The sequence below is a fragment of the Luteimonas qiangzhengi genome, assembly GCF_039548515.1.
Taxonomy (GTDB): Bacteria; Pseudomonadota; Gammaproteobacteria; order Xanthomonadales; family Xanthomonadaceae; genus Luteimonas.
Genome location: NZ_JBCLVE010000003.1, coordinates 237,893 through 263,730, shown reverse-complemented (window position 1 = coordinate 263,730; position 25,838 = coordinate 237,893). Strand labels below are relative to the sequence as shown.

Here is a 25,838-nt window from a genome sequence, read left to right as displayed (position 1 = left end):
GAAATCCATGTTGAAACGTTTGCAGGGGCCGCAACGCCTGGCAGCGATGCTCGCGGCGCTGGTCGTGGCCCTGGCACTCACCTCGCCGGTGGCGGCCCGCCAGCAGGCCACGGCCGAGCCGGTGCTCAGCGCTGAAGGCATCAGCGAATACGCGCTCGACAACGGCATGCGCGTGGTGCTGTTCCCGGACTCAAGCAAGCCCGTCACCACCGTCAACGTGACCTACCTGGTCGGCTCGCGCCACGAGAACTACGGCGAGACCGGCATGGCGCACCTGCTCGAGCACCTGGTGTTCAAGGGCACGCCCACCCATGCGGACATCCCGGGCGAGATGCGCAAGCGCGGCATCGGCTTCAATGGCACCACCTGGCTGGACCGCACCAACTACTTCGCCAGCTTTGCCACCAACCCGGACACCCTGGAGTGGCTGCTGCAGATGGAAGCCGACCGCATGGTCAACTCGCACATTTCCCGCGAGGACCTGGACAGTGAGATGACCGTGGTCCGCAACGAGATGGAGATGGGCGAGAACAACCCGGCCGGGGTGATGCTGGCGCGGATGTTCTCCACCGCCTACCTCTGGCACAACTATGCCAACTCCACCATCGGCGCCCGCTCGGACGTGGAGAACGTGCCGACCGAACGGCTGCAGGCCTTCTACCGGACCTGGTACCAGCCGGACAACGCGGTGCTGGTGGTGGCCGGAGACTTCGATCCGGAAGCCACCCTGCAGGCAGTGGCCGCGAGCTTCGGCGCGATCCCGCGCCCGGAGCGCGCCCTGCCGGCCAACTACACCACCGAGCCGGCGCAGGATGGCGAGCGCTCGGTGACCCTGCGCCGGGTGGGCGAGGTTCCCTTCCTGGGCCTGTCGTACCACATCCCCGCCGGCCGTCATCCGGACAGCGCCGCCGTGGCGGTGCTGGGCCAGGTGCTGTCACACACCCCGACCGGGCGCATGCACCGGGCGCTGGTGGAAAGCGGCAAGGCTGTCGGCGTGCAAAGCATGGAACTGTCCATGGACCAGCCCGGGCTGATGATCGTCCTGGCCGCGGCCGCCGAAGGCGCCGATCTGGACGAGCTGCAGGCCGACATGATCGCGCTGATGGAGGACTCGGCCGACGAGCCGTTCACCGAAGAAGAAGTGGAGCAGGCCCGCCAGCGCATCCTCACCGGCCTGGAAATGGCGATGCGGGACCCGAACGCAATCGGCGTGGCCCTGTCGGAGGCGATCGCCCAGGGCGACTGGCGCCTGCTGCTGCTCAGTCGCGACCGCATCGAACAGGTCACCGCCGAAGATGTGAACCGGGTGGCCCAGGCCTATCTGCAGCGCAGCAACCGCACCGCCGGCCGGTTCATCCCGACCGCGGCGCCGGAGCGGGTCGAGATTCCGGCAGCGCCCGACGCGGCCACGCTGCTGGAGGACTACCAGGGCCGCGAGGCGATGGCTGCGGGCGAGGCCTTTGATCCCTCTCCGGCCAATATCGACGCGCGCACCAGCACCGTCACCCTGGCCAATGAGGCGGAGCTGGCCGTATTGGCCAAATCCACCCGCGGCGAATCGGTGCAGATACGCATCAACATGCGCATCGGCAACGAGGAGGCGCTGACCGGGCGGTCCATCCACGGCTGGCTGGTGCCCGACATGCTGATGCGCGGCACGGATGGGCTGGACCGCGCGGCGATCTCGCGCCGGCTCACGGCGCTCAAGTCGACCCTCAACGTGGGCGGCGGTGGCACCAGTGTTTCGCTGACCGCGACCACCGACCGCGACAACCTGGCTGAGCTGCTGGAACTGGCGGCTACGATCCTGCGCCAGCCCACGTTCCCGGAATCTGAGTTCGAACAGCTGCGCGCACAGATGCTGACCAGCGTGCGCAACTCCATGACCGAGCCACAGGCGGTCGCGTCCGCGGCCATGAGCCGCTACTTCGACCGCTGGCCCGAGGGACATCCGTACGCGGCGCTGTCGTTCGAACAGCAGATCGAGGCCATCCAGGCGTTGGAGCTCGAAGATATCCAGGCGTTCCACCGCGACTTCTACGGCAGCGCCGGTGCCAGCATCGCCATCGTCGGCGATGTCGACGCCGAGGCGACCCAGGCCCAGGTGGACGCGCTGTTCGGCGACTGGAACGCACCGGTGGCCTTCACCCGCATTCCGTCGCCGCACCACACCATGCCGGCGGTACGCGAGCAGATCGAGACCCCGGAAAAGGCCAACGCCATGCTGCTGGCGCTGCTGCCAGTGCCGGTGAACCAGGATCACGAGGACTATCCGGCGCTGGTAGTGGGCAACCAGATCCTCGGCGGCAGCAGCAAATCGCGCCTGTACGACCGCATCCGCCAGCGCGAGGGCCTGAGCTACGGCGTTGGCTCGGGCTTCAACGGCAGCGCGCTGGACGAGACCGGCAACTTCAACCTCTATGCGATCGCGGCCCCGGAGAACATCCCGGCGGTGGAGGCGGCCATGGCCGAGGAGCTGGCACGCCTGCTGGAAGACGGCATCGACGAGGACGAGCTGCGCGAGGCGCTGAACGGCATGCTCGAATCACGCCGCACCTCGCGTGCCAGCGACGGCGCGCTGACCGGGCTGCTGGCCAGCAACCTGTACCTGGACCGGACGATGGCCGACGAGGCGGCGTTCGAGGACCAGCTGCGCGCGCAGACGCCGGACAGCGTGCTTGCTGCGCTCAAGCGTCATCTGCGTCCGGAGGAGATTTCCTGGTTCGTTGCCGGCGACTTCGAGGCGGCCGAAGGCAAGGCGCCGACGCAGGTTCCGGCCGACTGAGCCGGCTGACCGGGGATCCGGTCTGACGACATAGCGATGCGCGGGCCGACCCCGGTCCGCGCTTCGGCAACCGGGGCGTGGCACCAACCGGCCCCGTTTTCCGTTCGTCCTGGTGTATGCCTTCAAGCCAGGACAAACGCTGCGCCAAATGCCTGCCGCCCGACCGGTCTGTCCGGCCGTGGGTGGGGTGCTGAGGTGCGCACGGTGCTGATCTGCCACGCGGGCGCCGGGTTCGACCAGCGCGGACTGGCGGCATGGCTGGCCTCGTTCTCCGACCTGGTGGGGATCGTGGTGCTGCAGGAGACGGCTGCGCAGCAGCGCCGCCGCTACCTGCGCGAGTTCCGCAGGGTGGGCGCGCTGGGGATGGTCGACGTGGCGGCGATGCGTGTGTACCAGCGCCTGTTCCACCATGCCGCCGATGCCGCCTGGATGCGCACAACGCTGGCGGAAATGGAGCACCGGTACGGCCCGGCGCCGCAGGTACCACAGCTGCGTGCGGCCAGCGGCAATGACCCGGCGGTGGTGGCATTCCTGCGTGACCTGCGCCCGGACATCGTCCTGGCCCGCTGCAAGCAGCTGCTGTCCAAGCGGGTGTTCTCGATCGCCCGGGCCGGCACCCTGGTGATGCATCCGGGCATCTGCCCCGAGTACCGCAACGCGCACGGCTGCTTCTGGGCGCTGGCCGAGCGCGACCTCGAGCGCGTCGGGATGACCCTGTTGCGCATTGATGCGGGCATCGATACCGGACCGGTGTTCGGCTACTACCGCTGCGCGTTCGACGAGCGCCGGGAAAGCTACGCCGTCATCCAGCACAAAGTGGTGTCGGCAAACCTTGACGCGCTGGCCGACCGGTTCGCCCGGATCCATGCCGGCACCGCCGAGCCGATAGACACCCGCGGACGCCGCAGCGGGGAATGGGGCCAGCCGCGATTGAGCTGCTACCTGCACACGCGGCGCGCACTGCGTAACGGGGGATGAAATGACGATTGCGAGCCTGATGTATCACGACATCGTTGCTGACGGCGATTGGGACGCCAGCGGATTTCCGGGCCCGTCGGCAGCCTCGTACAAGTTCGACCACGACGCCTTTGAACGTCAGCTGCTTGCGCTCGCTCGGACCGGCCTGCGCTTTCCACGAATCAGTGACCTAGGCAGCAGCGATGCGCGCGATGCCTGCCTGGTCACCTTCGATGATGGCGGCGCGAGTTCGCTGGATGCGGCGCGGCGCCTGGATCGCCATGGCATGGCCGGGCACTTCCTGATCACCGCTGCCCGGGTGGGCACGCCCGGTTTCGTCACCGCTGCGGATCTGCGCGCGCTGGTCGCGGGCGGACACGTGGTCGGCAGCCATTCGCACAACCACCCGCCAGATATCTCCCGGCTTGCGGCCGACGCGCTCGCTGCGGAGTGGCACGACAGCTTGGCGCTGCTGTCCGACCTCATCGGCAGGCTCGTCGACGTCGCTTCGGTGCCCGGGGGCTTTCATTCCACGCGGGTGGCCTGCGCCGCCGCAGAGGCAGGCATCAGATACCTGTTTACTTCGGAGCCGACCATCAGCGTCGGGCGGGTCGGCGGCAGCCTGGTCCTGGGCCGCTATGCGCTGCAGCGCGGGGTGACGCCGGCCCAGGTGGCCGACCTCGCCACCGGCCGCAGCAGCGCCCGCGCCCGGCAGTGGCTGATGTGGAACCTCAAGAAGCCGGCCAAGCGCTTCGCCGGCCCGGCCTACCGCTCACTGCGCAGGCGTGCTTTCAGCGGTGCCTGATCTGACCTCGTCGCCCGGTGGTTCCGCAGGAGCTCAACCGCGCCGCCAGGCCACCATCAGCGCCGCCACCCCACACAGCCCGCTGGCCCAGACCGCCACGGGCACGCCTGCCAGCGCCGGTCCATCCGTCTCCAGGCCGTAAAGCACCGCGGCCGTCACCAGCAGCCCCGCCCCGGCGATCGCCGCCACCGCACGCCGCTGCAGCGCCCGGATCTCGCCGGTCAATGCCACCAGATCGCTGGAGCGCATCTGCAGCTCGTGGCGTCCGGAGACCTGCTGTTCCAGCCAGGCGTGCACCAGGCGTGGCATTTCCGGGGTCTTGGTCACCAGCTCCGGCAGCCGCCGGCGGAATTCGCGGGCCAGCCGGCGCGGGCTGTAGCGCTCGGCCAGAATCCGCTCCAGCACCGGCCGGGCAACGGCCCAGATGTCGATTTTCGGATCCAGCAGCCGGCCCAGGCCCTCGATGCTCAGCAGGGTCTTCTGCAGCAGGATCAGCTGCGGCTGCAGGGTCAGCTCGTACTTCTGCGCGGTGCGGAACAGTTTGCCCAGCACCTCGGCCAGCGAGATCTCCGCCAGCGGCCGGGTGAAATACGGCTCGCATACCCCACGCACCGCGGCTTCCAGCTCGTCCAGGCGCACGTTGTTCGGCATCCAGCCCGCCTGCAGGTGCAGCTCGGCGATGCGCCGATAATCGCGGTTGAAGATAGCCATGAAGTTCTCGGCCAGGTAGTACTGGTCCTCGCTCGAGAGCTGGCCCATGATCCCGAAATCCAGGGCGATGAAGCGCGGATTGTCCTGGCGCGTTTCATCCACCCAGATGTTGCCGGCATGGGCATCGGCGTGGAAAAAGTTGTCGCGGAACACCTGGGTGTAGAACACCCGCACGCCCTTGGCCGCCAGCGCGCGGCGGTCGATGCCGGCTGCATCCAGCGCGGCGATATCGTCACTGGGAATGCCGCGCACCCGCTCCAGGGTCAGCACCTGCTCGGCGGTGTGCGACCACAGCGGCTCGGGCACGTAGAGGTCATCGGAGCCCAGCCAGTTGCGCCGCAGCACGGAGGCGTTCGCGCCCTCGCGCTGCAGATCCAGCTCGGCGGCCAGGGTGTTTTCGATCTCGGCCACGATCTCGCGCGGGCGCAGGCGGTGGGCGCGCGGATGGGTGCGTTCAACCAGGCCGGCAATGCTGTTGAGCAGGGCAATATCGGCGGCCACCTGCTGCCTGATGCCCGGCCGCAGCACCTTCACCACCACTTCGCGCGGGGCAGCGTCGTCTTCCGCATGCAGCGTGGCGGCATGCACCTGGGCGATCGAAGCCGACGCGAGCGGCACGGTATCGAAGCTGGCATAGGCCTCGTCGATGCTGCGCTCCAGCGCCTGCTCCACCAGCGCGCGCGCGGTGTCACCATCGAACGGCGCCACCTGGTCCTGCAGCAGGGCCAGCTCTTCAGCGATATCCGGCGGCACCACGTCGCGGCGGGTGGAGAGGATCTGCCCGAACTTCACAAACAGCGGACCCAGCTCCTGCAGGGCCAGGCGCAGGCGGGCACCACGCGGCATCGCCTGCACTTCGGCCGAGGCGCGCGGCACGAACGGGCGCATCAGTTTCAGCCAGCGCTCGGCCGGGCTGCCTTCCAGCAGGGAGTCCAGTCGGTAACGCAACAGCACCCGACCAATGCGCGAGGCGCGCAGCAATGCACTCATGCGTGGGTTCCCTTTGCGCTGCGCAGGCGGCGGATGCGCACGTCCAGCCGCTCCACGTCGTCGCGCAGCACGTCGACGTCCTCGTGGAAGGCTTCAAGCTCGGCGCGGGCGACCACGTCGCGCGATTCCTCGGTCACGTATTCGGCGGCGCTGCGCGCCAGTGCCTGCCCGGTCACCTTGGCCTGGCGCAGCGCGCCCGCCAGGCCCCGGGCGATCTGCACGCCCAGGACATCGCCAAACACCTCGGCGAACGGCGCTTCCCAATCCGGATCGAAGCCCCGGGCCAGCGCCTGCACCCGCCGCGCCAGCTCGGCGTCCCCTTCAATCCGCATCTTCCCCACCGGCGCACCATCCCCCGGGCGCAGGCCCGGCAGCTGCGACAGCAATCCGCCCAGGGTGCTGCGCACAGCAAGGTCCGGCTCCAGATCCTCTTCCACCGGCCCCACCTTCAGCGCGCGGTCGTCAACGGTCAGCTGCAGCGCCAGCGGGGGCGACGCCAGTCGCAATACCAGGCGACGTCCCTGCAGCGGACCCAGCGCGTCGCGGGTATCGGGATCCAGCGCCAGGGCGCGCTCGAGGGCGCGCTCCAGCGCACGCCCGGCCAGCGGCTTGAGCGAAGAAAACGGGGAACGGGATTGGGCAACCATGGCGGCATTGTAGCCGCGGCGCAGGGGCGCGTTCCCGGATTGAAGAGGAAGCCGGACATGAAAAAGCCCGCCGTCTCCGGCGGGCCATGAGCGGGCTTTCACCCCTCAACTGCTGCAGAACGGACCGGGGTCCGCTGCGCAGGAAATCAGACTCTGGGACCGCGACCGCGGATCAGCGAGATCACCGCGATGATCAGGAAGACCACAAACAGGATCCAGGCAATGTTGCCCAGCGCGCCTGCAATACCGGTGAGACCGAGCACGGCGGCGATGATGGCAAGTACGAAAAACAGAACGGCATAGTTCAGCATGGCGTCGACCTCTCCCCTTGCGGGCTTGTTGGATACGGGATCGATCTTGCCGGGGGTGAAGTATTCAGCTGGTGATGGAATCCGCTCCGCTGGGGGTAGGTTCAGCGTTGTCTGCCTGTGGTGAAGATCAGCCCTGCGGCCATGCCCGGGCCAGGCGCTCGAGCCCTTCCGCGGTGGAGACGGCTGGCACGTAGCCGAAATCACGCGTGGCCGGGGCCATGTCATACCAGTGGGTGGTGCTGAGCTGTTCGGCCAGGAACCGGGTCAGCGGCGGCTCGCCGGGCAGGCGCAGCAGCGGCCACAGGGTTTCGCTGACCGCACCGATCGCAAACGCAACCCGGAACGGCACGGTCTTTTCGACCGCGGGTGCACCGGCTGCCGCCAGCAGGCCATTGAGGATGTCGCGGATCGGCATGGGCTCGCCGTTGCTGATGAAGTACGCCTTGCCGGCGCAGGCCGCGCCGGGCGCCAGGTGCTCAAACGCCTTGAAGTGCGCGTCCGCGGCGTTGTCGATATAGGTGGTGTCGATACGGTTTTCGCCATCGCCCACCAGGCGCAACCGCCCGGCGTTGGCCCGCTCCACCAGTCGCGGCAGCAGCTGGTTGTCACCCGGGCCCCAGATCAGCCGCGGACGCAATGCCACGGTAGCCAGCGCCGGGCCGTTGGCCGCCAGCACTGCCTTCTCGGCAATGGTCTTGGTACTGGCGTAAGGCGCCTTGAAGCCGCTGCCGTAGGGCACCGTGTCGGCGGTGCCGCCTTCCACCGGATGGGTCTTGCGGTGGGTGACGCTGGGCGTGGAGGTGTAGATCAGGCGTCCGATGCCGTGCACGCGACAGGCTTCCAGCACGTTGTCCGTACCGACCACGTTGGCCTGGTGATAGCTGTCATAGCTGCCCCAGGCGCCGGCCTTGGCCGCGTTGTGGAAGATGGCCTGCATGCCGCTGGCTGCGCCCAGCACGGCGTTGCGGTCGGCCAGGTCGCCACGCACCTGACGCACGCTCAGCGCATCCAGCTCCGGATAATGGCCGCGGTTGAAGCTGGTGACTTCGTGCCCCCGCTCGACCAGTCCGCGGCACAGCGCCTGGCCCAGGAACCCGCCGCCGCCGGTCACCAGGATCTTCATCGCGCCGACTCCTTGTCCACGCCATCGCCGGCGGGGGCGCGCCGCAGTCGCGTTTGCGCCCAGGCGGCGAGCTTTTCCCGACTGATCTTGGCGTTGTGGCGGATATCGACCGGGAAGCCGGGGTGGAACAGGAAGGTCCGCACGCCCGAGGTGTGCACGAAGCCTTCGCTGATATGACGCAGCTCCGATACGACCCGCGCCTGCTCACCCTTGGCCACGCCCGGATGCAGCTCCACGCACAGCACCGGCCGCTGCGCCTGCCGATCGCCCACGCCAACAAGCGCGGTCCGGCGCACGTCCGGATGGGTGTCGAATATGGGCTCGACCTGCTCGGTGCACAGCGTGCCACCGCCGGGGGTGATCACCCGGTGCGACTTGCGCCCGCAGAACCACAGCCTGCCCTCGGCGTCGAAATAGCCCAGGTCGCCCATGCGGTGGACGATGCGCTCCGTGCCGTCGGCCAGCACCTCGCGGATCTTGGCCAGACCGGTCTGTTTGTCGCGGCGCCAGTAGGTGTCGGTGGCGGTGGGACCGGCCACGGTGATCTCGCCGATCAGGTCACCTTTGACCACCAGATCTTCGGACCAGTCCGGAATCGCGTCATCGCGCACACGGATGATCCGCACTTCGTTCGGCGGCACCGGCCTGCCCACGCAGGTACCCGCGCCCTGGCGGGTGCGCTTGCCCAGCGCGATCAGCTCACGGCCTTCGATGACCGAGACAGGCAGGCATTCGGTGGCGCCGTAGGGTGTCCAGAAGCCGGCGTCTTCGGGCAGCAGCTCGTGCATGCGGGCGACCACTTCGGCCGGCACCGGCGCTCCCGCCGAAGTCACCCGCCGCAGCGAGGGCAGCGGCTTGCCGTATTCGGCCAGCACCCGCATCAGCGCCGGCGAGCCGAACAGCTGGTCAACGCCGAAGCGCTCGATCGTGGCGTGCAGTTTCAGCGGGTTGGCCTGGGCCGGACGCGTGGGGTCCATGTCCGGAATGATCGAGGTCAGGCCCAGGGCCGGATCAAACAGCGCAAACGGCGGGAACGTGGGCATATCCACCCCGCCCGCCTCGATGTCGAACGCGCCGCCCAGCATCCCGATCTGGGCCATGAAGTGGCGGTGGCGATACACCACGCCCTTGGGCACGCCGGTGGAGCCGCTGGTGAACAGGATGCCGGCCATGTCGTCGGGCGCGGTGTCGGTGAGCTGGGCGCCGGCGCCCGCACCGTCCTGTTCCACCTGGGCCAGGGTGGCATCGGCCAGCCAGGCGCGCTGACCTGTGGTAATCCGGACGCGGGTTGTTTTCTTCGCCCAGCCCAGCAGGGTGCGCGCGAACATCGCCAGCGGGATGCCGATGAAAGCGTGCGGCTCGGCCTCGTCCAGGCACTGCTTCAGCGCGCGCTTGTCGATGCCCGGATCCACCAGCACCGGCACCGCGCCCGCCTTGAACAGGGCGAACATCAGCAGGAAGAACTCCGGCGTGGGCCGCACCATCACCACCGCGCGGCTGCCGCGGACGATGCCGCGCTTGGCCAGGCCGGCGGCAATCGCATCGCTGCGGCGGTCCAGCTCGGCGTAGGTCAGGGCGTCGGCGTACTGGCCATCGCGACCGGGATAGCGCATCGCGATCCGGTCGGGTGCCTCGGCGGCCAGCCGCGGCAGCGCGGCGGCGATATTGCAGGATTCGGTCATGCCCCGATTATCGCCGTATTGCCTATGATCTTGCCCCCGACACCACAGGAGCGCCTGCGCCCATGTCCCTGCTTGAACGCCTCAAGACCACCGCCGCCGACGACTGGAACGCCTACGTCGACCACGCCTTCGTCCGCGGCCTGGGCGATGGCAGCCTGCCGGAAGCGGCGTTCCGCAATTACCTGGTGCAGGACTACCTGTTCCTGATCCAGTTCGCCCGCGCCCACGCACTGGCCGCCTACAAGAGCCGCAACCTGGCCGACATGGAAGCCGCGCGCGGCGGGCTGGGCGCGATCCTGGACGAGATGAAGCTGCACCTGCGGGTGTGTGAGCGCTGGGGCCTGTCAGCCGCTGACGTCGAAGCCACCGAAGAGCAACAGGCCACCGTGGCCTACACCCGCTTCGTGCTGGACGTGGGTATGTCGGGTGACCTGCTGGACCTGCAGGTGGCGCTGATTCCGTGCACCCTGGGCTACGCCGAAATCGGCCGCCGGCTCACCCCCAACGGCATCGACGCCATCCCCGCCGATCACCCGTACCGCGACTGGATCGCCGAGTACTCGGGCGAAGCCTTCCAGGAAGCCGGCCTGGCCGCGCACGAGTGGCTGGATGATCTCGGCCGCCGCTATGCCAGCGACAACCGCTATCCGGAGCTGGTGCAGATCTTCCGCCAGGCCTCGCGCCTGGAAGCGTCCTTCTGGCAGCAGGGTCTGGACGCCGCCGAAGGCTGAAGCAATTGCCTCCGGTAGGAGCGCGCCATGCGCGCGAAGCCGCGTGACCTCGATCCCCGCCGCATGGCTTCGGACACGTCAGCGTGACCGAAGCTTCTCGGCAAAAGCCGGATTGCGTGATTCGCGGGGCGTCGGGGGCGTCGGGGGCGTCGGGGGCGTCGGGGGCGTCGGGGGCGTAGCCCCGACCTACGGCGTTTCCAGCGCCGTATCGATGCGGATCTCGCCGGCCAGCAGCTTGTGCACCGGGCAGGCATTGGCGATCTGCAGCAGGCGCGCGCGCTGCGCTTCGTCCAGATCACCCTTCACCGTCAGCCGGCGGCGGATGTCGTTGCCGGCAGCCGGCTTGCCGTCCGGGTTGAGCTGCAGGTCCACCATCACGTCATCCAGCGGCCACTGCTTGCGCGCCGCGTACATCTTCAGGGTGATCGCGGTGCAGGCGCCCAGCGCGGAAAGCGCCAGCTGCATTGGATCCGGCGCGGTATCCCCGCCGCCGAGCTTCACCGGCTCGTCGGCCTGCCAGCGGTGACCGGACGGATCGGACAGTTCAACGATGTAGTCGGTTGCGGTTGATTCGGCCCGCACGCGGGTCACGTCTGCCATGGCTGTCTCCTCGAATATGCCGGCCAGCTTACCCAACTGCTCTTGCGCAGCCCCGTAGGTCGGGGCTACGCCCCCGACACCGCCTCACCCACCCAGCGGATGCGCATCCAGGAACCGCCGGATCGCCGGCACCAGCACCTCGTGCCTGTCTTCCAGCACGTAGTGCCCGGCATCATCGAAGGCCATCACCTCGGCGCCCGGCAGGTCCGTCTTGAAGCGATCCAGGAACAGCTGATCGAACACGAAATCCTTCAGCCCCCAGCCGATAAACGCCGGCAGCCCCGCATACTCATGCAGGCGTTTGCCGGATTCCTCCAGCAGCGGCCAGGCCTTGTCCTTCGGCGACAGCGGAATGTCCTGCATGAAGCGCACCGTGGAGATGCGGTTCTTCCAGCTGTCATACGGCGCCACGTAGGCACGGCGGACCTCGGGCGCCATCTTCCGTTCCACGCCCAGGCGCGAAGCGCCGGCGGAAAACGCGTTGAAGCCGCGGATCACCATCTCGCCCACGTTGTAATCACGCCCCAGCGCCAGCTGCCACGGCACCGTTTTTGCCTCCGGCATTGGGAACGCCGCCGTATTGAGGATCACCAGCCGCTGCACCTGCGCCTGGTGCGACAGCGCCCAGCCGAAGCCAATCATCCCGCCCCAGTCGTGCACCGCCAGCGTTACCGGGCCGTCGATGCCCAGGTGCTCCAGCAGCGCGGAAAGATCATCCACCCGCGACTCGAGCGTGTAGTCGTAGCGCGGCAGCGCCTTCGGCGCATCATCCGGCTTGTCCGACAGGCCCATGCCCACGTGGTCAGGCACGATGCAGCGGTAGCCCTTGCCATCACCTGGTTTACTCAGCCCGTTCACCAGATGGCGCCAGTAGTAGCTCCACGACGGATTGCCGTGGACCATCACCACCACCTCGCCGTCGCGCGGGCCTTCGTCGAGATAGCTCATCTCGATGCCGGGGCGGACCTGGAAACGGTGGCGGGTAGCGGGGTAATCGGGGAAGTTCATGCGGCGGCTGGAGAGAGACAGGGCTGCCAATTGTAGGCCGCAGGGCCCGTTCCCGAGGGGTGCACCCCGTGACTAAAGGCCGGTGAGCCCGGCGCCCGTTGCCGCTACAGTTTCCCGCTGCATGCGCCCCACCGCGGCGCGAAAGGAAGTCCCGATGTTGAAGCGTTGCGCACTGGTGGCCGGCCTGGCCCTCCTCAGCAGCCTGGCCGTGGCGAACGAGCCCGTTGACCTGGACATGGTCAGCCGGATCCGGCAGGAGGCCTTCCACAACTCGCAGGTGATGGCGACCTTCAGCCACCTGACCGAGAACATCGGCGCGCGCCTGACCAACTCCCCGCAGATGGCCGAGGCCAATGCCTGGACCCGTGGCAAGTTCAACGAATGGGGCCTGGCCAACGTCCACGACGATGCCTTCGACGACTTCGGCCGTGGCTGGGAATTCAGCTCGGCCAGCGTGGAAATGCTCAGCGACCGCGCGCAGCAGCTGCACGCGCTGCCCAAGGCCTGGACCCCGGGCACCGACGGCCCGGTGGAAGGCGAGCTGGTGCACGTGGAGATCAAGAAGCTGGCCGACATCGAGACCTATCGCGGCAAGCTGGGCGGCAAGATCCTGCTGCTGGGCGAGGCGCGCGAGTACAAGCGCGGCACCGAGCCGGACTCGCACCGCCACGACGCCACCTCGCTGGAAGGGCTGCAGCAGTTCACGGTGCCGAAGACCGCGACCGCAGACCGCGCCAAGCGGGTCAAGGAGTACGGCGAGCGCCAGGAGCTGAACCGGGCCGTCAACACCTTCTTCGCCGAAGAAGGCGCGCTGGCCGCGATCAGCATCAGCAGCTGGGACAACGGCATCATCCGCGTCGCCGGCGGCGGCTCGCGCAAGGCCGGCGAGCCGGTGGGCATCCCGGAGCTGGCGATGATCGCCGAACACTTCAATCCGCTGGTGCGCGCGCTCAAGGCCGAGCAGACCGTGCGCCTGCGCGTCAACGTCGACGCCCGCTTCATCGGCGAGACCGACCAGCCCGGCTACAACACCATTGCCGAGATCCCCGGCCGTGGCCGCAAGGCCGCCGAGATCGTGATGCTGGGCGCGCACATGGATTCCTGGCACACCGGCACCGGCGCCGCCGACAACGCCGCGGGCGTTGCGGTGATGATGGAGGCGATGCGCATCCTCAAGGCGGTGGGCGCACAGCCGGAGCGCACCATCCGCGTGGCGCTGTGGAGCGGCGAGGAGCAGGGCCTGATCGGCTCGCAGGACTATGTCGCGCGCAACTTCGCCGCGTATCCCGAACCCACCGACCCGGCGCAGAAAGCCCTGCCCGCGTCATTGCGCGAGCCGACCGGCGCGCTGCAGAAGACGCGCGACTACGACCGCTTCTCGGTCTACTTCAACATGGACAACGGCTCCGGCCGCTTCCGCGGCATCTACGCCCAGGAGAACCTGGCGGCGATGCCGATCTTCGAAGCCTGGCTCAAGCCCTTCCACGACGTCGGCGCCACCACGGTCGCCACCCGCAACACCGGCAGCACCGACCACATCGCGTTTGATCGCGTCGGCCTGCCCGGCTTCCAGTTCATCCAGGACCGGCTGGACTATTTCACCAACGTCCACCACACCCACCTGGACACCTGGGACCACGTGGAGGCCGAGGACCTGAAGCAGGCCGCGGCGATCGTCGCCTCGTTCGCGTACCACGCGGCGATGCGCGAAGAGCGGATGCCGCGCAAGTCCGTCCTCGCCCCGAAGTAGCCGCAGGCGGAGGCCGGGGGACATGGAGCGCAAAGGCCTGCCGGCCGCGGCGGGGCCCGTCAGGTCACGCTCAACCATCCCCGCAGCATCTCCCCCAGCGGATTGCCCGGCTCGGCCAGCAGCTTCACCGTCAGCGCCAGCGACATCACCACCAGCAGCGGCCTGATCACGCGGCCGCCGACGCGCACGGCCAAGCGCGCGCCCACCTGCGCACCGGCGACGCTGGCCACGGCCATCACCAGCCCCACCAGCCACAGCACGTGGCCGCCCAGCACCAGGGTGATGAGCGCGGCGACGTTGCTGGCCAGGTTGAGCAGCTTGGTGTGGGCGGTGGCCGAAAGCAGGCCGAAGCCGAACAGGACCACCAGCGCGGTGGCCATGAACGAGCCGGTGCCCGGGCCGAAGAAGCCGTCGTAGAAGCCGATCGCGAACATGATCGTAACCAGCGCCGCATGCCCCAGGCGTGCGCGGGTATCGGCTTCACTGGCCTTGGGGCCAAGCAGGAAATAGGCGGCGGTCGCCACCAGCAGCACCGGCACCAGGCCCATCAGGAATGACGGATCGACCACCTGCAGGGTGAGCGCGCCACCGACCGAGCCGGCGAACGCCGCCACCACGGGCCACAGGAAGCGGCGGAAGTCGATCAGTCCCTTGCGTGCAAAGGTCAGCACCGCGCTGGCCGTGCCGAAGCTGGACTGCACCTTGTTGGTGGCGATGGCCTGCACCGGCGGCACGCCGGCGGCGAGCAGGGCGGGAATCGCGATCAGCCCGCCACCACCCGCCATCGCATCGACGGTACCGGCAATGAAAGCAGCCAGCGCCAGCAGCGCCAGCACGTCGAGTCCGAATTCCATGGTCGCGCTTCGTCAAAAGGAACATGCCGCCGGCAATCCGCGGCGGCCGCAAACAGAAAGGGCCGGACGAGCCGGCCCTTCGATGTATCAACAGGTGCTGGCGGTTACCAGACCACCTCGGCCATCGAGCAGTTCAGGCCCGAACCGATACCCAGCAGGGCAATGCGGTTGCCCTTCTTCAGGCGACCCTCTTCGCGCAGCTTGCTGAGCACGATCGGCACCGAGGCCGGGCCGATGTTGCCGTGCTCGCCGAAGATGGTCATGACCTTCTTGGGGTCGATGCCCATGGCCTTGGTGAAGGCCTTGGTGTGCGCTTTGCTGACCTGGTGGATAACGAATTCGTCCAGCTCGCTGGCCACCCAGCCAAGCTTCTGCGTGGCGACCTGGAAGGTCTTCTGGGCCAGCTTGACGCCTTCAATCAGCAGCAGGCGGGTATCGGTGATCATGCCGTCCAGGTTGCCGCGGCACAGTTTGTTCCACTCGGTGGCCGCACGGGTCACGCCGCCCTTGTAGCGCGGCGCACCGGGGGCGAGTTCCGCCCGCGCCATGACCATGGCGGCGGCGCCGGAACCCAGCGTCAGGGTGGCCATCTCGTTGCGGAAATCCTCGGCGGTCACGTCGTCGCGGGACATGCGCTCAAGGGTCTTTTCGTAAGCCAGGTCGGCGGTTTCACCGTCGACGATCAGGGCGTATTCGATCTCGCCGCGCTCAATCATGCGGGCGGCGATATCCATGCCGTTGATGAACGCCAGGCAGGCGTTGGCCACGTCGAAGTTCTGGCAGGTATCCGGCAGACCCAGATTGCCGCTCACGATCGAGGCGGTGGAGGGCTCCAGGTAGTCACGGCTGACCGAGGTGCTGATCAACAGGCCGACCTTGTCCGGATCAATACCGGCATCGGCCAGCGCCTTCACACCGGCAAGGCTCGCCGCGTCGGAAGCCTGCACGTCGCCGTCCCACAGCCGCCGCGCGTGGATGCCGGCGATATCGCCGAACACGTCGATGCGGATGCCCAGGCGGTCAAGCGTGGGCTTGAGCCGGGCGTTGATTTCATCGCTCGTGAGCCGGCGCGGGGCGTCAATATGGGCCAGGCCGGCAATGGCGACGTGTTGGAACAGCATGGCGGTACCGGATACGGAGACAAAAGAGGAGTGATGTTACCGGCTTCCGGCCGCCGGCGCATTTTTAGCCAGCTCTCCCGTTCAGCCTCCGCAGCGCCAGGCGGCGAAGCGCTGGGTGCCATTGAGCGGATCGGTCAGCGCATGCATGGTGTCCGCGCCCAGGCCCGGCCCCTCGTTGCGGGCCAGGGTTTCCAGCTCGTCGCGCACGCGCAGCTGGTTGCGCTCGATGAAGGCGACGCTGTGCTTTACCGACACCTCCACTTCGCCCAGCTTCTGACAGCCGGTGGGCGCCGAGGGCGCAATCCGCACCGCGCTGGCGCCGGGCGCCATGTGCACCCAGGTGCAGGCGCCGAGGACTGGAGCGAGGACAAGAAGCAGCAGGAACTGGCGCATTGCAGGGACAACCGGTGTGTGGATCCGATGATAGTGCTGGCTGGCAACGCGGGTGGCAACCGCTCCCGGCCTGTTACGCGCCAGCACGCCCTCCCCCATTCAGGAGGAGGGCGTGTTGCGGCCATGGAGCAGCGGACGAAGCGCTGCGATTGACCGTTCTCAGTCGCCGCTGACGGGGTTGCCGTCGGCGTCGACCACCGTCACCTCGCCAAGGCCCAGCTCGCGGATCGGCTGCTCGATCTGCGACAGGTCGCCCACCACCACCCAGGTCAGGGCGTCGGGATCCAGGCCGGCCGCGGCCGCGCTGACCTGATCGGCGGTCATGGCCTCGATCTCGGCCCGGCGCTGCAGCACGTAATCGTCCGGACGGTTGAAGCGCACGATCCCGCCGATCTCGTTGAGCACGGCACGCGCGGTTTCGTACGAGCCGGGCAGGCGGCGGATGTTCTGCGCCTGCACCCGCTCGACTTCATCCGACGTGGCCGGGGCGCCGCCGCCGGTGTACTCGGTGATTTCGCGCTGCAGTTCCCGCAGCGAATCCACGGTGCGGTCGATCTGCACGGCGGAATAGGCCATCCACGGCCGCGGCCCCACTGCACCGACGGTCATGGAGTACGCCCCGTAGGACCAGCCCTTGTCCTCACGCAGGTTCATGTTCAACCGCGATGAGAACGCGCCGCCCAGGACCGCGTTGGCGAGCTCCAGGCGGATCGCGCCGGGATCGCTGCCGGGCGTTACCACCTGGCCGGCAAAGATATTGGCCTGCACCGCGCCGGGCTGGTCGATCAGATACACCCGCGCAGTCTGCGGACGATCCACGTTGCCCACTGCCGGGGCGGCCGGGGCCGGACCTTCACCGCGCCAGTCGCCGAAGTGCTTCTCCAACAGCGGAACCACCTCGTCCAGCGTGGTCGCACCCACCGCGATCAGGGTGGCCTGCTCCGGCCGCACCCATTCGCGATGGAAGGCCACCAGGTCGTCACGGGTCAATGAACCCACGGATGCCTCGGTACCGGTGCCGCTGAGCGGGATCGCATACGGGTGACCTTCGCCGTACAGCAGCGGCGGAAGGACGCGCAGCGCGGCACCGTTGGGGCTGGCCTGCTCCTGGCGGATGCCGGCAATCCAGGTGGCGCGGACCCGATCGATTTCCGACTGGTCAAAGCGCGGCTCGCGGATCATGTCGGCATACAGGGCCAGGGAATCGTCCAGGTTCTCGGCCAGCGCGGACAGCCCCGCATTGCCGCCATCCAGCCCGGCACCCGCCGAGTAGCGCGCACCCAGCGACTCGGCGCGGTCGGCGAAGGCCAGCGCGTCCAGTTCACCGGCGCCCTCGTCCAGCATGCCCATGGTGAAACCGGAGGTGCCGGCCGGACGGCCCTGGTCGGCGCTGTAGCCGCCACCGAATTCGTAGCTGAACTGCACCACCGGCACGTCATGGCGCTCGGCCAGGATCACCGTGGTGCCGTTGGACAGCTGCGCACGCTGCAGCCCGGGGAACTTGAGGTCGGGAAATTCGTCCGTCTGCGGCACACCCGTGCTGCGGTCCACGGTGCTTGCCACCGTGGTGTAGCGCGGATCCGGATCAGGCAGCACGAACGGCTCGGGCGTCACCGCTGGATCTTCAGGAAGGATGGTGCGCTCGCCCGGCACCACCACCAGCACGTGGTCGCCGGCCGACAGCCAGTTGGCCCCTGCGGCCTTGACGTCATCGGCAGTGGCCGCGGCGAGGCGCTGCTGCGAGGTGCGAAAGCAGTCCGGATCGCGCTCCAGCACCGCGCAGCGCGCGAGCACATCGGCCTTGCCACCGAAGCCGCCGATGCGCTCCACACCGCGTACGAAGCCGCCACGCAGCACGGTCCTGGCCTGGGCCAGCTCGGTCTCGGTCGGCCCCTCGTCGATCAGCCTGCGCAGCTCTTCGTCGATGGCCGCTTCAACCCGCTCGGGCTCCACGCCGCTGCGCACGCTGGCCTGGATGATGAACTGCCCGCCCAGCTGGCCACCGCTGGCGAAGACCGACACGCTGTCGACCAGGCGGTCCTGGTGCAGCAGGCGACGATCGAGCCGCGACGAACGGCTGCCGCCGAGCACCTGGCCCAGCAGGCGCAGGTGCTCGATATCGGCCGTACCGCCCTGGGCCACGTTCCACACCCGGTACACGCGTGCCTGGGGCACGTTGTCCTCGAAGATGCTGCGGGTCGATTCGCTGCGCTGGGCAGCATCGACCTCGGGCTGAGCCATGTCAGGCCCGGCCGGGATGTGGCCGAAGTAGCGGCTCACCTTTTCCCTGGCGGTGTCCACATCGATATCGCCGGCCAGCACCAGCACCGCGTTGTTGGGGCCGTACCAGGCGTTGAACCACTGGTGCACGTCGTCCAGCGTGGCCGCGTCCAGGTCGTTCATCGAGCCGATCACGCTGTGCTGGTACGGGTGCCCGTCCGGATACATCTGCTTGTCGATCACTTCCCAGGCCTGCCCGTAGGGCTGGTTCTGGCGCTGGCGCTTCTCGTTCTGCACCACGCCGCGCTGCTCATCCAGCGCCGCCTGGTCGACCGCACCCAGCAGGTGCCCCATGCGGTCCGATTCCATCCACAGGGCCATATCCAGGGCGGTGGTCGGCACGTTCTGGAAATAATTGGTGCGGTCGGTATTGGTGGTGCCGTTCATGTCGGTGGCACCGACCTGCTCGAACGGGGTGAAGTATTCGCCGGGGTTGTTTTCCGAGCTCTGGAACATCAGGTGCTCGAACAGATGGGCGAAGCCGGTGCGGCCCTGCGGCTCGTCCTTGCTGCCCACGTGGTACCAGATGTTGACCGCCACGATCGGCGCCTTGCGGTCGGTGTGCACGATCACCCGCAGCCCGTTGGGCAGGGTGAAGCTGTCATGGGCGATATCCACCGCCGGGGCCTGCGGCGCATCCTGCGCGAAAGCAGGCTGGATGGGCAGTGCAGCGGCCAGGGCAACGGCCAGGGGCAGGGCAAGCAGCGCGGTGCGGCCACGGCGCAGGGTGGACGGGCATACAGGTGTCATCGCAGATCCTTCGCATTGCACAGGGATGGTGCGCGCTATCGTAGCCCCATCGCCCCGCTGCCCACACACCGCCATGCAAACCGCCACCCGCCAAACCCTCGTGACCGGTGCCAATCGTGGCCTGGGACTGGAATTCACCCGCCAGCTGCTCGCCCGCGGTGACCGGGTGGTGGCCACCTGCCGCCAGCCGGGCAAAGCCACCGCCCTGAACCGGCTGGCCGGCGAACATCCGGGCCGCCTGCACGTGCTGCCGCTGGAGATGGCCGAGCCGAAGTCACACGTCGAGCTGGTCCGCGAGCTGCCCTTGGTGCTCGGCAAGAACGGACGCCTGGACCTGCTGCTCAACAATGCCGGCGTGCTGCATTCGGGCGAACGCTTCGGCAACGTGGGCGCGGACAACCTTGACGACAGCTTTCGCACCAACGCCGCCGGCCCGTTCCTGCTGACCCAGGCGCTGGCGCCGCTGCTGGCGGACGGCGCACGGGTGGTCAACCTGTCGTCGCGCCTGGGCTCGATCGCCGGCACCGAACGCTTCGGCACGCCCAGCTACAACATCAGCAAGGCGGCGCTGAATATGGCCACGGTGCTGCTGGCCCAGGCGCTGGCGGAGCGCGGGATCGTAGTCGCGGCCTTCAGCCCGGGCTGGGTGCGCACCGAGATGGGCGGCAGCGAGGCCGACGTGGCGCCGGAGGACGCGGTGGCCGGGGTGCTGCGCCAGACGGACGCGCTGGACACCGCCGACAGCGGCCGCTTCCTGGGCACCGACGGCGAAACGATTCCCTGGTAAAAGCGGATCACTTCTGGATCGTAAACTCATCCATCAGCGTGCCTTCGACATCATAGGACCGGTATTCCAGCGTCCCGCCGTCGATGTCGATGACCTGATAGGTGGCGATATCAGTGAAGCGCCTGGCCACGTACGGGGCATCGGTCTGCTCGTACATCTTCGAGCCGGACACCGACATGATGTAGACCGGACCATCGGCCGGCGAGTCGACCACTTCATCGCTGCGCATCGGGAAGGTGCGCAGATAGGCATGATCGTCACCCTGCAGCACCAGATCGACGCCGTGTTTTTCAAACACCGGCGCCCACGCCGCCTTCTGCTCTGGCTGGCCGCGGTCGCCCGGACGCGGCGAGTACAGCGGGTGGTGAAAGACCGCGAATTTCCATGTGGCATCCGATGCGCCCAGGGTTGCATCCAACCATTGCACCTGCGATTCCGGATCCAGGTTGGAGTCGAGAACCACGAACAGGGTGTCGGCGTATTCCATCGAATACACCCGCTCGGGCTCGATCCCTTCGGGGCCATTACGCGGCAGGTCGAACTGATCGACGTACAGCTCCGCGCGGCCCTGGTCGACCTCGTGGTTTCCGATCGCCGGAACCAGCGGGCGGCTGTCGTACACGCCGCGGGCGTTGTGGAACAGCCAGTCCCAGTCGTCGCGGCGCTCGCCCCAGTTCACCAGGTCGCCGGCCATCACGTAGAACGCGGCCTGCGGATATTCAACGTGGGCCTTGCGCACCAGCTCACCCCAACCGTCCAGGCCGGTCTGCGCGTCACCCATGTAGATGAAGGAGAACGGCTCAGCCTGTGCCGGGCCGGTGCTGAAGCTGCGCTCCTCGCCCCACTGCCCGCCATCGCCGATCGCGTAGCGGTAGGTGGTGCCCGGCTGCAGGCTCTGCAGCACGACGGTGTGGCGCATCACCCTGGAGTCATTGGCCACGTCGGGGGTGTGCAGCTCGGAGCTGTCAGCCTCGACCACCACGGCTTCAGCGCCGGCCTGGTCGGCGACGTAGCGCAGCTGCGACTGGGCGCTGCCGGTGGCGGTGCGCCACTGGATCGACTGGGTGGTCGCAGGATCACCGGCCCAGGTCAGCACCACGTGGTCGGCGTCGGCGTCGGCCGGGTACGGAGTGGCGCGGAAGTAGCCCAGCAGGGCGGACTCGTCCTCGCGCTTTTCCAGGGTCTGCAGCAGCGGCAGGCCGGCCAGCGCCGGATCAATGGCGTTGAGCAGATCGGTGTCATCGGTGAACACGCGGGTATCGGCAGTGGCCGTGGCCACGCCCATGGTGTCCGGCCACAGCGCGGAGACCTGCGGATGGGACGCACCCTCTTCGGCTGGCGCGATCACCACGAAATAGGGCTTCACCGCCGCTTCGATCGAGGGCACCCCGAGAGCAACCTCGCCGGCCGGCACGTGCCTGCTCCAGCCGCGGAAGTCGTCGTCACCGTCCACCCGTGCATCCTGGCCGCTGGGTGCGAAGCCCTGCTCTTCGAGCCAGAACGGCGCCAGGTCGGAATCGGGCGACAGCAGCACGTGGATGGTGGCCGGGGTATCCACGCTGAAGCGCAGAAACCCGGTGGAAAGAATCTCCCGCTCTTCATCGGTGGCCAGCGCCAGCATCTGGTCGGCGGTCAGCGCTTCAAGCGCATCAACCGGAACCTGCTCGATGATCCGGGCGCGAATCGCGTCCACCGCAGTAGCCAGGTCATCGGCTGCGAAAGTCGACGCGGTCGCGCTGGGGGCTGTATCGGACGGCGCGGCATTCGGCGCGCCCGTACACGCGGCCAGCAGGGCAAGGGCAAGCGCACCCGGGACGAGGGTCCGCAGGCTGGTTCGAATCGGCATTGAAATGTTCCGGATCAGGTCAGGCTGCCATGTTGCTACCGCGCGATGACAGCCAGCCGACAGAAATGTTGCCGTTTCAAGTCAAACCTCCAAGTCAGGCCTCCAGATCACACCGATGTGCCGGTCGGGCCGAAGCCTGATAATCACCCGATGTTCGACATCATCCTGCACCAGCCGCAGATCCCGCCCAACACCGGCAACGTGATCCGCCTGTGCGCCAACATCGGCGCGCGCCTGCACCTGGTGGAGCCGCTCGGCTTCAGCCTGGAAGACCGGCAGCTGCGGCGGGCCGGGCTGGACTACCACGAGTACGCGCCGGTGAAGGTGCACGCCTCGCTGGAAGCCGCCCTGACGGCCATCGTGCCGGTGCGCCTGTTTGCGCTCAGTACCCGTGGCAGCGTGACCTATGACCGGCCCCACTACGGCGAAGGCGACGCCTTCCTGTTCGGCTGCGAGACCAGCGGTCTGGCGCCAGCCGTGCTGGAAGCCGTCCCCGCCGGACAACGCCTGCGGCTACCCATGCGCCCCGACAATCGCAGCCTGAACCTGTCCAACGCGGTGGCCGTGGTGGCCTTCGAGGCCTGGCGGCAGTTGGGCCATCCGGGCGCGGATTAGCGGGGCCGGCCCCATTACCGGGCCGCGCACTTCACTCGTAGCTGGTGATGCGGTGCGGACCGTCATGGCGGTACAGCGCCCGCACGCCGGCCAGCCAACCCGGTGCCCAGCCGTCCATATCGAGGCTGGAAAACGAGTCCGGGTCGCAGCGCGGCAGGTAGCTGCGGCGGGCCATGGATCCACCGGACAGGAATTCATCGGCCATGGTCGCGCGCAGTCGGGGCCGGTCCGGGCAATGGCTGTGGATGGACTGGCGGGTGGTCGCGTGGCCGGGGAGGCAGATCGGGGCGATCGCACAGTGGGCCACCGCGCCCACGGTGATCATCCGCACCGAATACTCCGCCTCGCCGTTGGAACAGATCAAGGCGCAGGCTTCGAAGGTCTGCCGGTCCGAATAAGCCACCATTTCCTTACGCACGCGCTGCAGGAAGGCCACCTTGTCCTCATCCGGTTCCGACCGCAGATCCCCGATTCCAGTGAGTGGCACGCGCCTGCCGCTGGAGGGGATGTAGATTTCGCGCGGCAGGTCGATGCCGCGGGCCGCACCGTCAGGCCAGACAAATTCGTACTCCACCCCCGCGGGCAGCGCCTGGTCGGTTGTGGCGGCAGGCTGGACAGGCTGGGGGTCGCCATCCCGGCCCGGGAAAAAAATCGCCGCGGTCACGGCCAGCACAAGCAGGATCAGCGCGGACAGGATGACGGCAAGCAACCATCGCCGCCTCTTTACTGCCCTCACCATGCCCCCTCCGGCACCGCAGGCTTGAACGCTTCGTAATGCTCCATCGCGCCGCGCATGAACTCCTCGAACACTTGGTCGGCGTTGCCATCAACGATGGCCAGCTTGGCCCGCGCTTCACCCACGCCCTGGGCGCTGGCCTGCGCCCACCAGTAGCGCGCATTGCGACCGGCGCCATCCTTGGCGGCCAGCTCATGCAACAGCGTGCCCAGATGGGTCTGGGCCACCGCATTGCCCTGCTCGGCCAGGGTCTGCAGCATCGGGATCGCCGCCTGCTGCTGCCCCTGGTCCCACCGCCGCGTCGCCAGCGCGAGCGTCGCCCGCGCATCACCCTCGCCGGCAAGCCGCTGCAGGGCTGCGTCGGTGCGGCTGCCATCAGCCGCCAGGGTCAGGACAGCCAGCGCCTCATCAGCCCAGTATTTTCCTGCGGCACGGCGCTCGGGTGACATCCCGACGCCAGCCGGCCCGAAGCCAGCCAGCCCCTGCCCGCCCGCCGCTTGGGCCGCCAGCGGGCCAATCGGCGGAAACCGGCTGACCCGTGCATTCATCCACGGCTGCTGGGCGCCCCGGGTGCGGTGGTTGACGATGTTGTAGGCCGTCTGGAACGCCTGGTCCCAGCTCTCCACCTCGGGCGCCGCCAGCGCATCGGCCAGATAGTAGGTGTAGGGCGAATGCTCCTCGTCGATGCCATAGGCCCGCAGGCTGTCCATCGCCACCCGGCCTGGCGCGGTGGCGTAGGCAAGGATGGTGCCTTCCGGCGGATCCTGAGCCCCCAGCGCAGACACCCGGCCCGCGCCCCGCACGGGCGGCACGCGGCAGGCATCGATCACCGCCACCAGCACCGGCGCGTCCTGTTCCAGCTCCCACACCAGCTGATCCAGGCGCAGCGCATGAGTGCGCACGCCGCGCGCGTCCAGGTCTTCGATGGAGGCAGGCAGGTCGACCGGCATCAGATAGTTGGCGCCTTCGATCTCGAACCCATGGCCGGCGAAGTAGAACAGCCGCAGCTGCGCATCGCGGGACATGTCGGCGAACGCGGCGATGTCCTCGCGCATGCCAGCCAGATCCCTGTCGGTGCCCACCAGCACATGGTAGCCACGCCCCTGCAGCACCCGCGCCATCAGCGCGGCATCGCGGGTGGGCGCCGACAGCGCATCGCCGTGTCGGTAGGCGCCGTTCCCAAGCACCAGGGCGTAGCGCCGGGAAGCCGGATCACCGGTCAGCCGCCGGGCGTCTTCCGGGCGCTCAGGTTCAGCGGCGGCAAGCGCCAACGCTTCGGTCATCTGCTGCTGTGCCGGCGTGGCCGGCTCAGCCGTGGTGTCGGCCGGTGGCTCCACCTGCGCCGTACATCCACCAATGGCCAGCAGCAGCAATACCGCCAGCAGCCAGGCACAACCCTCCCTTCCCTGCCCCATCGCACTCCCCCCTCAGCCCGGCGCGGGCCACGGAGCGCGGGCCGGCAGGTCTGTCCAAGGCAAAGAGTCTAGCCCGGCAGCCCGCAGTTCCAGAAAAAATGGCCGGCTGACGTATTGCTGAACAGCGGCGGAAGATTTCTGTACTTGCGGGTTCAATATTCAGGCGGCGTTATTGCTGGTTTCTGCATGATCCCTTCCATCGGCCCGGGCGGCCGTGGTGCCTTCAGCACATGAACGCACTCCTCCCCTCCCCTCGTCGCCCGGGCCGACCTTATTCAGAAACAAGCAGAAAAAAGGATCTCCCCCGATGAAACAGTCCCTGCTCGCCCTTGGCCTGGCTGCCACCCTGCCGTTCGCGGTCGCCAACGCCGCCGAAGGCGTGTCGTACAACTATGTGGAAGGCGGCTACGTCTCCACCAACGCCGACGGCGGCGACGCTGACGGCGTCGGCATCAATGGCTCGGTGGCCGTACACCCCAACTTCCACGTGTTCGGCACCTACATGAACCAGGACCTCGACATCGGGGGCTTGGACTACGACCAGTGGCGCATCGGCGTGGGATACAACCACGAGATCTCACGCAATGCCGACCTGGTGACCCGCGTTGCCTATGAAAAAGCCGACTTCGGCCGCATCCTCGGCCAGCGCATCGATGCGGACGGCTACAGCGTCGAAGTCGGCCTGCGCGGCGCGCTGGCCCCGAACTTCGAAGGCCACGCGATGGTCGGCTATGAAGACTACGGCAGCCAGTTCGACGACGACTTCTACGGCCGCCTTGGCGCGGTAGTGAAGTTCAACCAGAACTGGGGCCTGTCCGGCGACGTGAAGTTCGTCAGCGGCGACACCCAGTGGTTCGTTGGACCGCGCTTCACCTGGTAATAGAGCAACACCGCAAACCGTCTCTCTCTCCCTCGGAATGCGATCGACCCGGCCGGCAACG

General features: G+C 68.1%; 22 protein-coding genes. 8 read left to right on the top strand and 14 right to left on the bottom strand.

Annotation, left to right across the window (positions count from 1 at the left end):
- Positions 1-7: 7 nt before the first annotated feature.
- From WCE59_RS03490 to WCE59_RS03480, 3 genes are all read left to right on the top strand, one after another.
- Positions 8-2,785: a M16 family metallopeptidase gene (locus WCE59_RS03490; RefSeq protein WP_343257319.1), complete on the top strand. Its 2,778-nt coding sequence runs from the start codon at positions 8-10 to the stop codon at positions 2,783-2,785.
- A gap of 195 nt (positions 2,786-2,980) precedes the next feature.
- Positions 2,981-3,763, top strand: coding sequence for a formyltransferase family protein (locus tag WCE59_RS03485; protein WP_343257318.1), 783 nt, complete (start codon positions 2,981-2,983; stop codon positions 3,761-3,763).
- Position 3,764: 1 nt separating this feature from the next.
- Positions 3,765-4,547, top strand: a complete 783-nt coding sequence (locus WCE59_RS03480) for a polysaccharide deacetylase family protein (RefSeq protein ID WP_343257317.1) — start codon at positions 3,765-3,767, stop codon at positions 4,545-4,547.
- Between the two features lie 33 nt (positions 4,548-4,580).
- Here the strand turns inward: WCE59_RS03480 and ubiB are convergent, their stop codons facing one another.
- From ubiB to oleC, 5 genes are all read right to left on the bottom strand, one after another.
- Complete coding sequence (gene ubiB / locus WCE59_RS03475; protein WP_343257316.1) at positions 4,581-6,248, bottom strand: ubiquinone biosynthesis regulatory protein kinase UbiB; 1,668 nt, start codon at positions 6,246-6,248, stop codon at positions 4,581-4,583.
- A complete protein-coding gene (locus tag WCE59_RS03470) occupies positions 6,245-6,895 on the bottom strand; it encodes a ubiquinone biosynthesis accessory factor UbiJ (RefSeq protein ID WP_343257315.1) in 651 nt (216 codons plus the stop codon). Before WCE59_RS03470 ends, ubiB begins: the two co-directional genes overlap by 4 nt.
- A 146-nt stretch (positions 6,896-7,041) precedes the next feature.
- Positions 7,042-7,206 carry a DUF1328 domain-containing protein gene (locus WCE59_RS03465; protein WP_343257314.1) on the bottom strand — a complete coding sequence of 55 codons (165 nt, stop codon included), beginning with the start codon at positions 7,204-7,206 and terminating at the stop codon, positions 7,042-7,044.
- Between the two features lie 127 nt (positions 7,207-7,333).
- Positions 7,334-8,329, bottom strand: a complete 996-nt coding sequence (gene oleD / locus WCE59_RS03460; RefSeq protein WP_343257313.1) for a 2-alkyl-3-oxoalkanoate reductase — start codon at positions 8,327-8,329, stop codon at positions 7,334-7,336.
- Positions 8,326-10,011 carry an olefin beta-lactone synthetase gene (oleC, locus tag WCE59_RS03455; RefSeq protein WP_343257312.1) on the bottom strand — a complete coding sequence of 562 codons (1,686 nt, stop codon included), beginning with the start codon at positions 10,009-10,011 and terminating at the stop codon, positions 8,326-8,328. The genes oleD and oleC overlap by 4 nt, the downstream gene beginning before the upstream one ends.
- 62 nt (positions 10,012-10,073) lie before the next feature.
- Here oleC and WCE59_RS03450 point away from each other — a divergent pair, with 62 nt between their 5' ends.
- On the top strand, positions 10,074-10,742 hold the full coding sequence (locus tag WCE59_RS03450; protein WP_343257311.1) for a TenA family protein: 669 nt from the start codon (positions 10,074-10,076) through the stop codon (positions 10,740-10,742).
- Positions 10,743-10,928: 186 nt separating this feature from the next.
- Here the strand turns inward: WCE59_RS03450 and WCE59_RS03445 are convergent, their stop codons facing one another.
- Both WCE59_RS03445 and WCE59_RS03440 read right to left on the bottom strand, forming a co-directional pair.
- Positions 10,929-11,342 carry an OsmC family protein gene (locus tag WCE59_RS03445; protein ID WP_343257310.1) on the bottom strand — a complete coding sequence of 138 codons (414 nt, stop codon included), beginning with the start codon at positions 11,340-11,342 and terminating at the stop codon, positions 10,929-10,931.
- 84 nt (positions 11,343-11,426) lie between these two features.
- A complete protein-coding gene (locus WCE59_RS03440; RefSeq protein WP_343257309.1) occupies positions 11,427-12,350 on the bottom strand; it encodes an alpha/beta fold hydrolase in 924 nt (307 codons plus the stop codon).
- Positions 12,351-12,504: 154 nt separating this feature from the next.
- Here WCE59_RS03440 and WCE59_RS03435 point away from each other — a divergent pair, with 154 nt between their 5' ends.
- Entirely contained in the window at positions 12,505-14,100 is a 1,596-nt protein-coding gene (locus WCE59_RS03435; protein WP_343257308.1) for a M20/M25/M40 family metallo-hydrolase, read from the top strand.
- Positions 14,101-14,159: 59 nt separating this feature from the next.
- On the opposite strand, the gene WCE59_RS03430 is transcribed toward WCE59_RS03435, so the two are convergent.
- From WCE59_RS03430 to WCE59_RS03415, 4 genes are all read right to left on the bottom strand, one after another.
- Entirely contained in the window at positions 14,160-14,954 is a 795-nt protein-coding gene (locus tag WCE59_RS03430; protein ID WP_343257307.1) for a TSUP family transporter, read from the bottom strand.
- 104 nt (positions 14,955-15,058) lie between these two features.
- Positions 15,059-16,075 (bottom strand): 3-oxoacyl-ACP synthase III, encoded by a 1,017-nt coding sequence (locus WCE59_RS03425; protein ID WP_343257306.1) that lies wholly within the window; start codon positions 16,073-16,075, stop codon positions 15,059-15,061.
- Between the two features lie 81 nt (positions 16,076-16,156).
- Positions 16,157-16,468, bottom strand: coding sequence for a DUF4156 domain-containing protein (locus WCE59_RS03420; RefSeq protein ID WP_343257305.1), 312 nt, complete (start codon positions 16,466-16,468; stop codon positions 16,157-16,159).
- Positions 16,469-16,627: 159 nt separating this feature from the next.
- Positions 16,628-19,498, bottom strand: a complete 2,871-nt coding sequence (locus WCE59_RS03415) for a M16 family metallopeptidase (RefSeq protein ID WP_343257304.1) — start codon at positions 19,496-19,498, stop codon at positions 16,628-16,630.
- A 73-nt stretch (positions 19,499-19,571) separates the two neighbouring features.
- Here WCE59_RS03415 and WCE59_RS03410 point away from each other — a divergent pair, with 73 nt between their 5' ends.
- A complete protein-coding gene (locus WCE59_RS03410) occupies positions 19,572-20,285 on the top strand; it encodes an SDR family oxidoreductase (RefSeq protein ID WP_343257303.1) in 714 nt (237 codons plus the stop codon).
- A gap of 7 nt (positions 20,286-20,292) precedes the next feature.
- Here the strand turns inward: WCE59_RS03410 and WCE59_RS03405 are convergent, their stop codons facing one another.
- The gene (locus WCE59_RS03405; protein WP_343257302.1) at positions 20,293-22,131 is read right to left on the bottom strand and encodes a metallophosphoesterase family protein; all 1,839 of its coding nucleotides are present in this window, start codon (positions 22,129-22,131) and stop codon (positions 20,293-20,295) included.
- A gap of 150 nt (positions 22,132-22,281) precedes the next feature.
- Here WCE59_RS03405 and WCE59_RS03400 point away from each other — a divergent pair, with 150 nt between their 5' ends.
- On the top strand, positions 22,282-22,746 hold the full coding sequence (locus tag WCE59_RS03400) for a tRNA (cytidine(34)-2'-O)-methyltransferase (RefSeq protein ID WP_343257301.1): 465 nt from the start codon (positions 22,282-22,284) through the stop codon (positions 22,744-22,746).
- A gap of 31 nt (positions 22,747-22,777) precedes the next feature.
- Here WCE59_RS03400 and WCE59_RS03395 read toward each other — a convergent pair whose 3' ends face one another.
- Both WCE59_RS03395 and WCE59_RS03390 read right to left on the bottom strand, forming a co-directional pair.
- Entirely contained in the window at positions 22,778-23,455 is a 678-nt protein-coding gene (locus WCE59_RS03395; protein WP_343257300.1) for a hypothetical protein, read from the bottom strand.
- Between the two features lie 23 nt (positions 23,456-23,478).
- A complete protein-coding gene (locus tag WCE59_RS03390; protein ID WP_343257299.1) occupies positions 23,479-24,897 on the bottom strand; it encodes a caspase family protein in 1,419 nt (472 codons plus the stop codon).
- Between the two features lie 307 nt (positions 24,898-25,204).
- Between WCE59_RS03390 and WCE59_RS03385 the strand changes: the two genes are divergently transcribed.
- Positions 25,205-25,777, top strand: a complete 573-nt coding sequence (locus WCE59_RS03385; RefSeq protein ID WP_343257298.1) for an OmpO family porin — start codon at positions 25,205-25,207, stop codon at positions 25,775-25,777.
- The last annotated feature ends 61 nt before the right edge of the window (positions 25,778-25,838 follow it).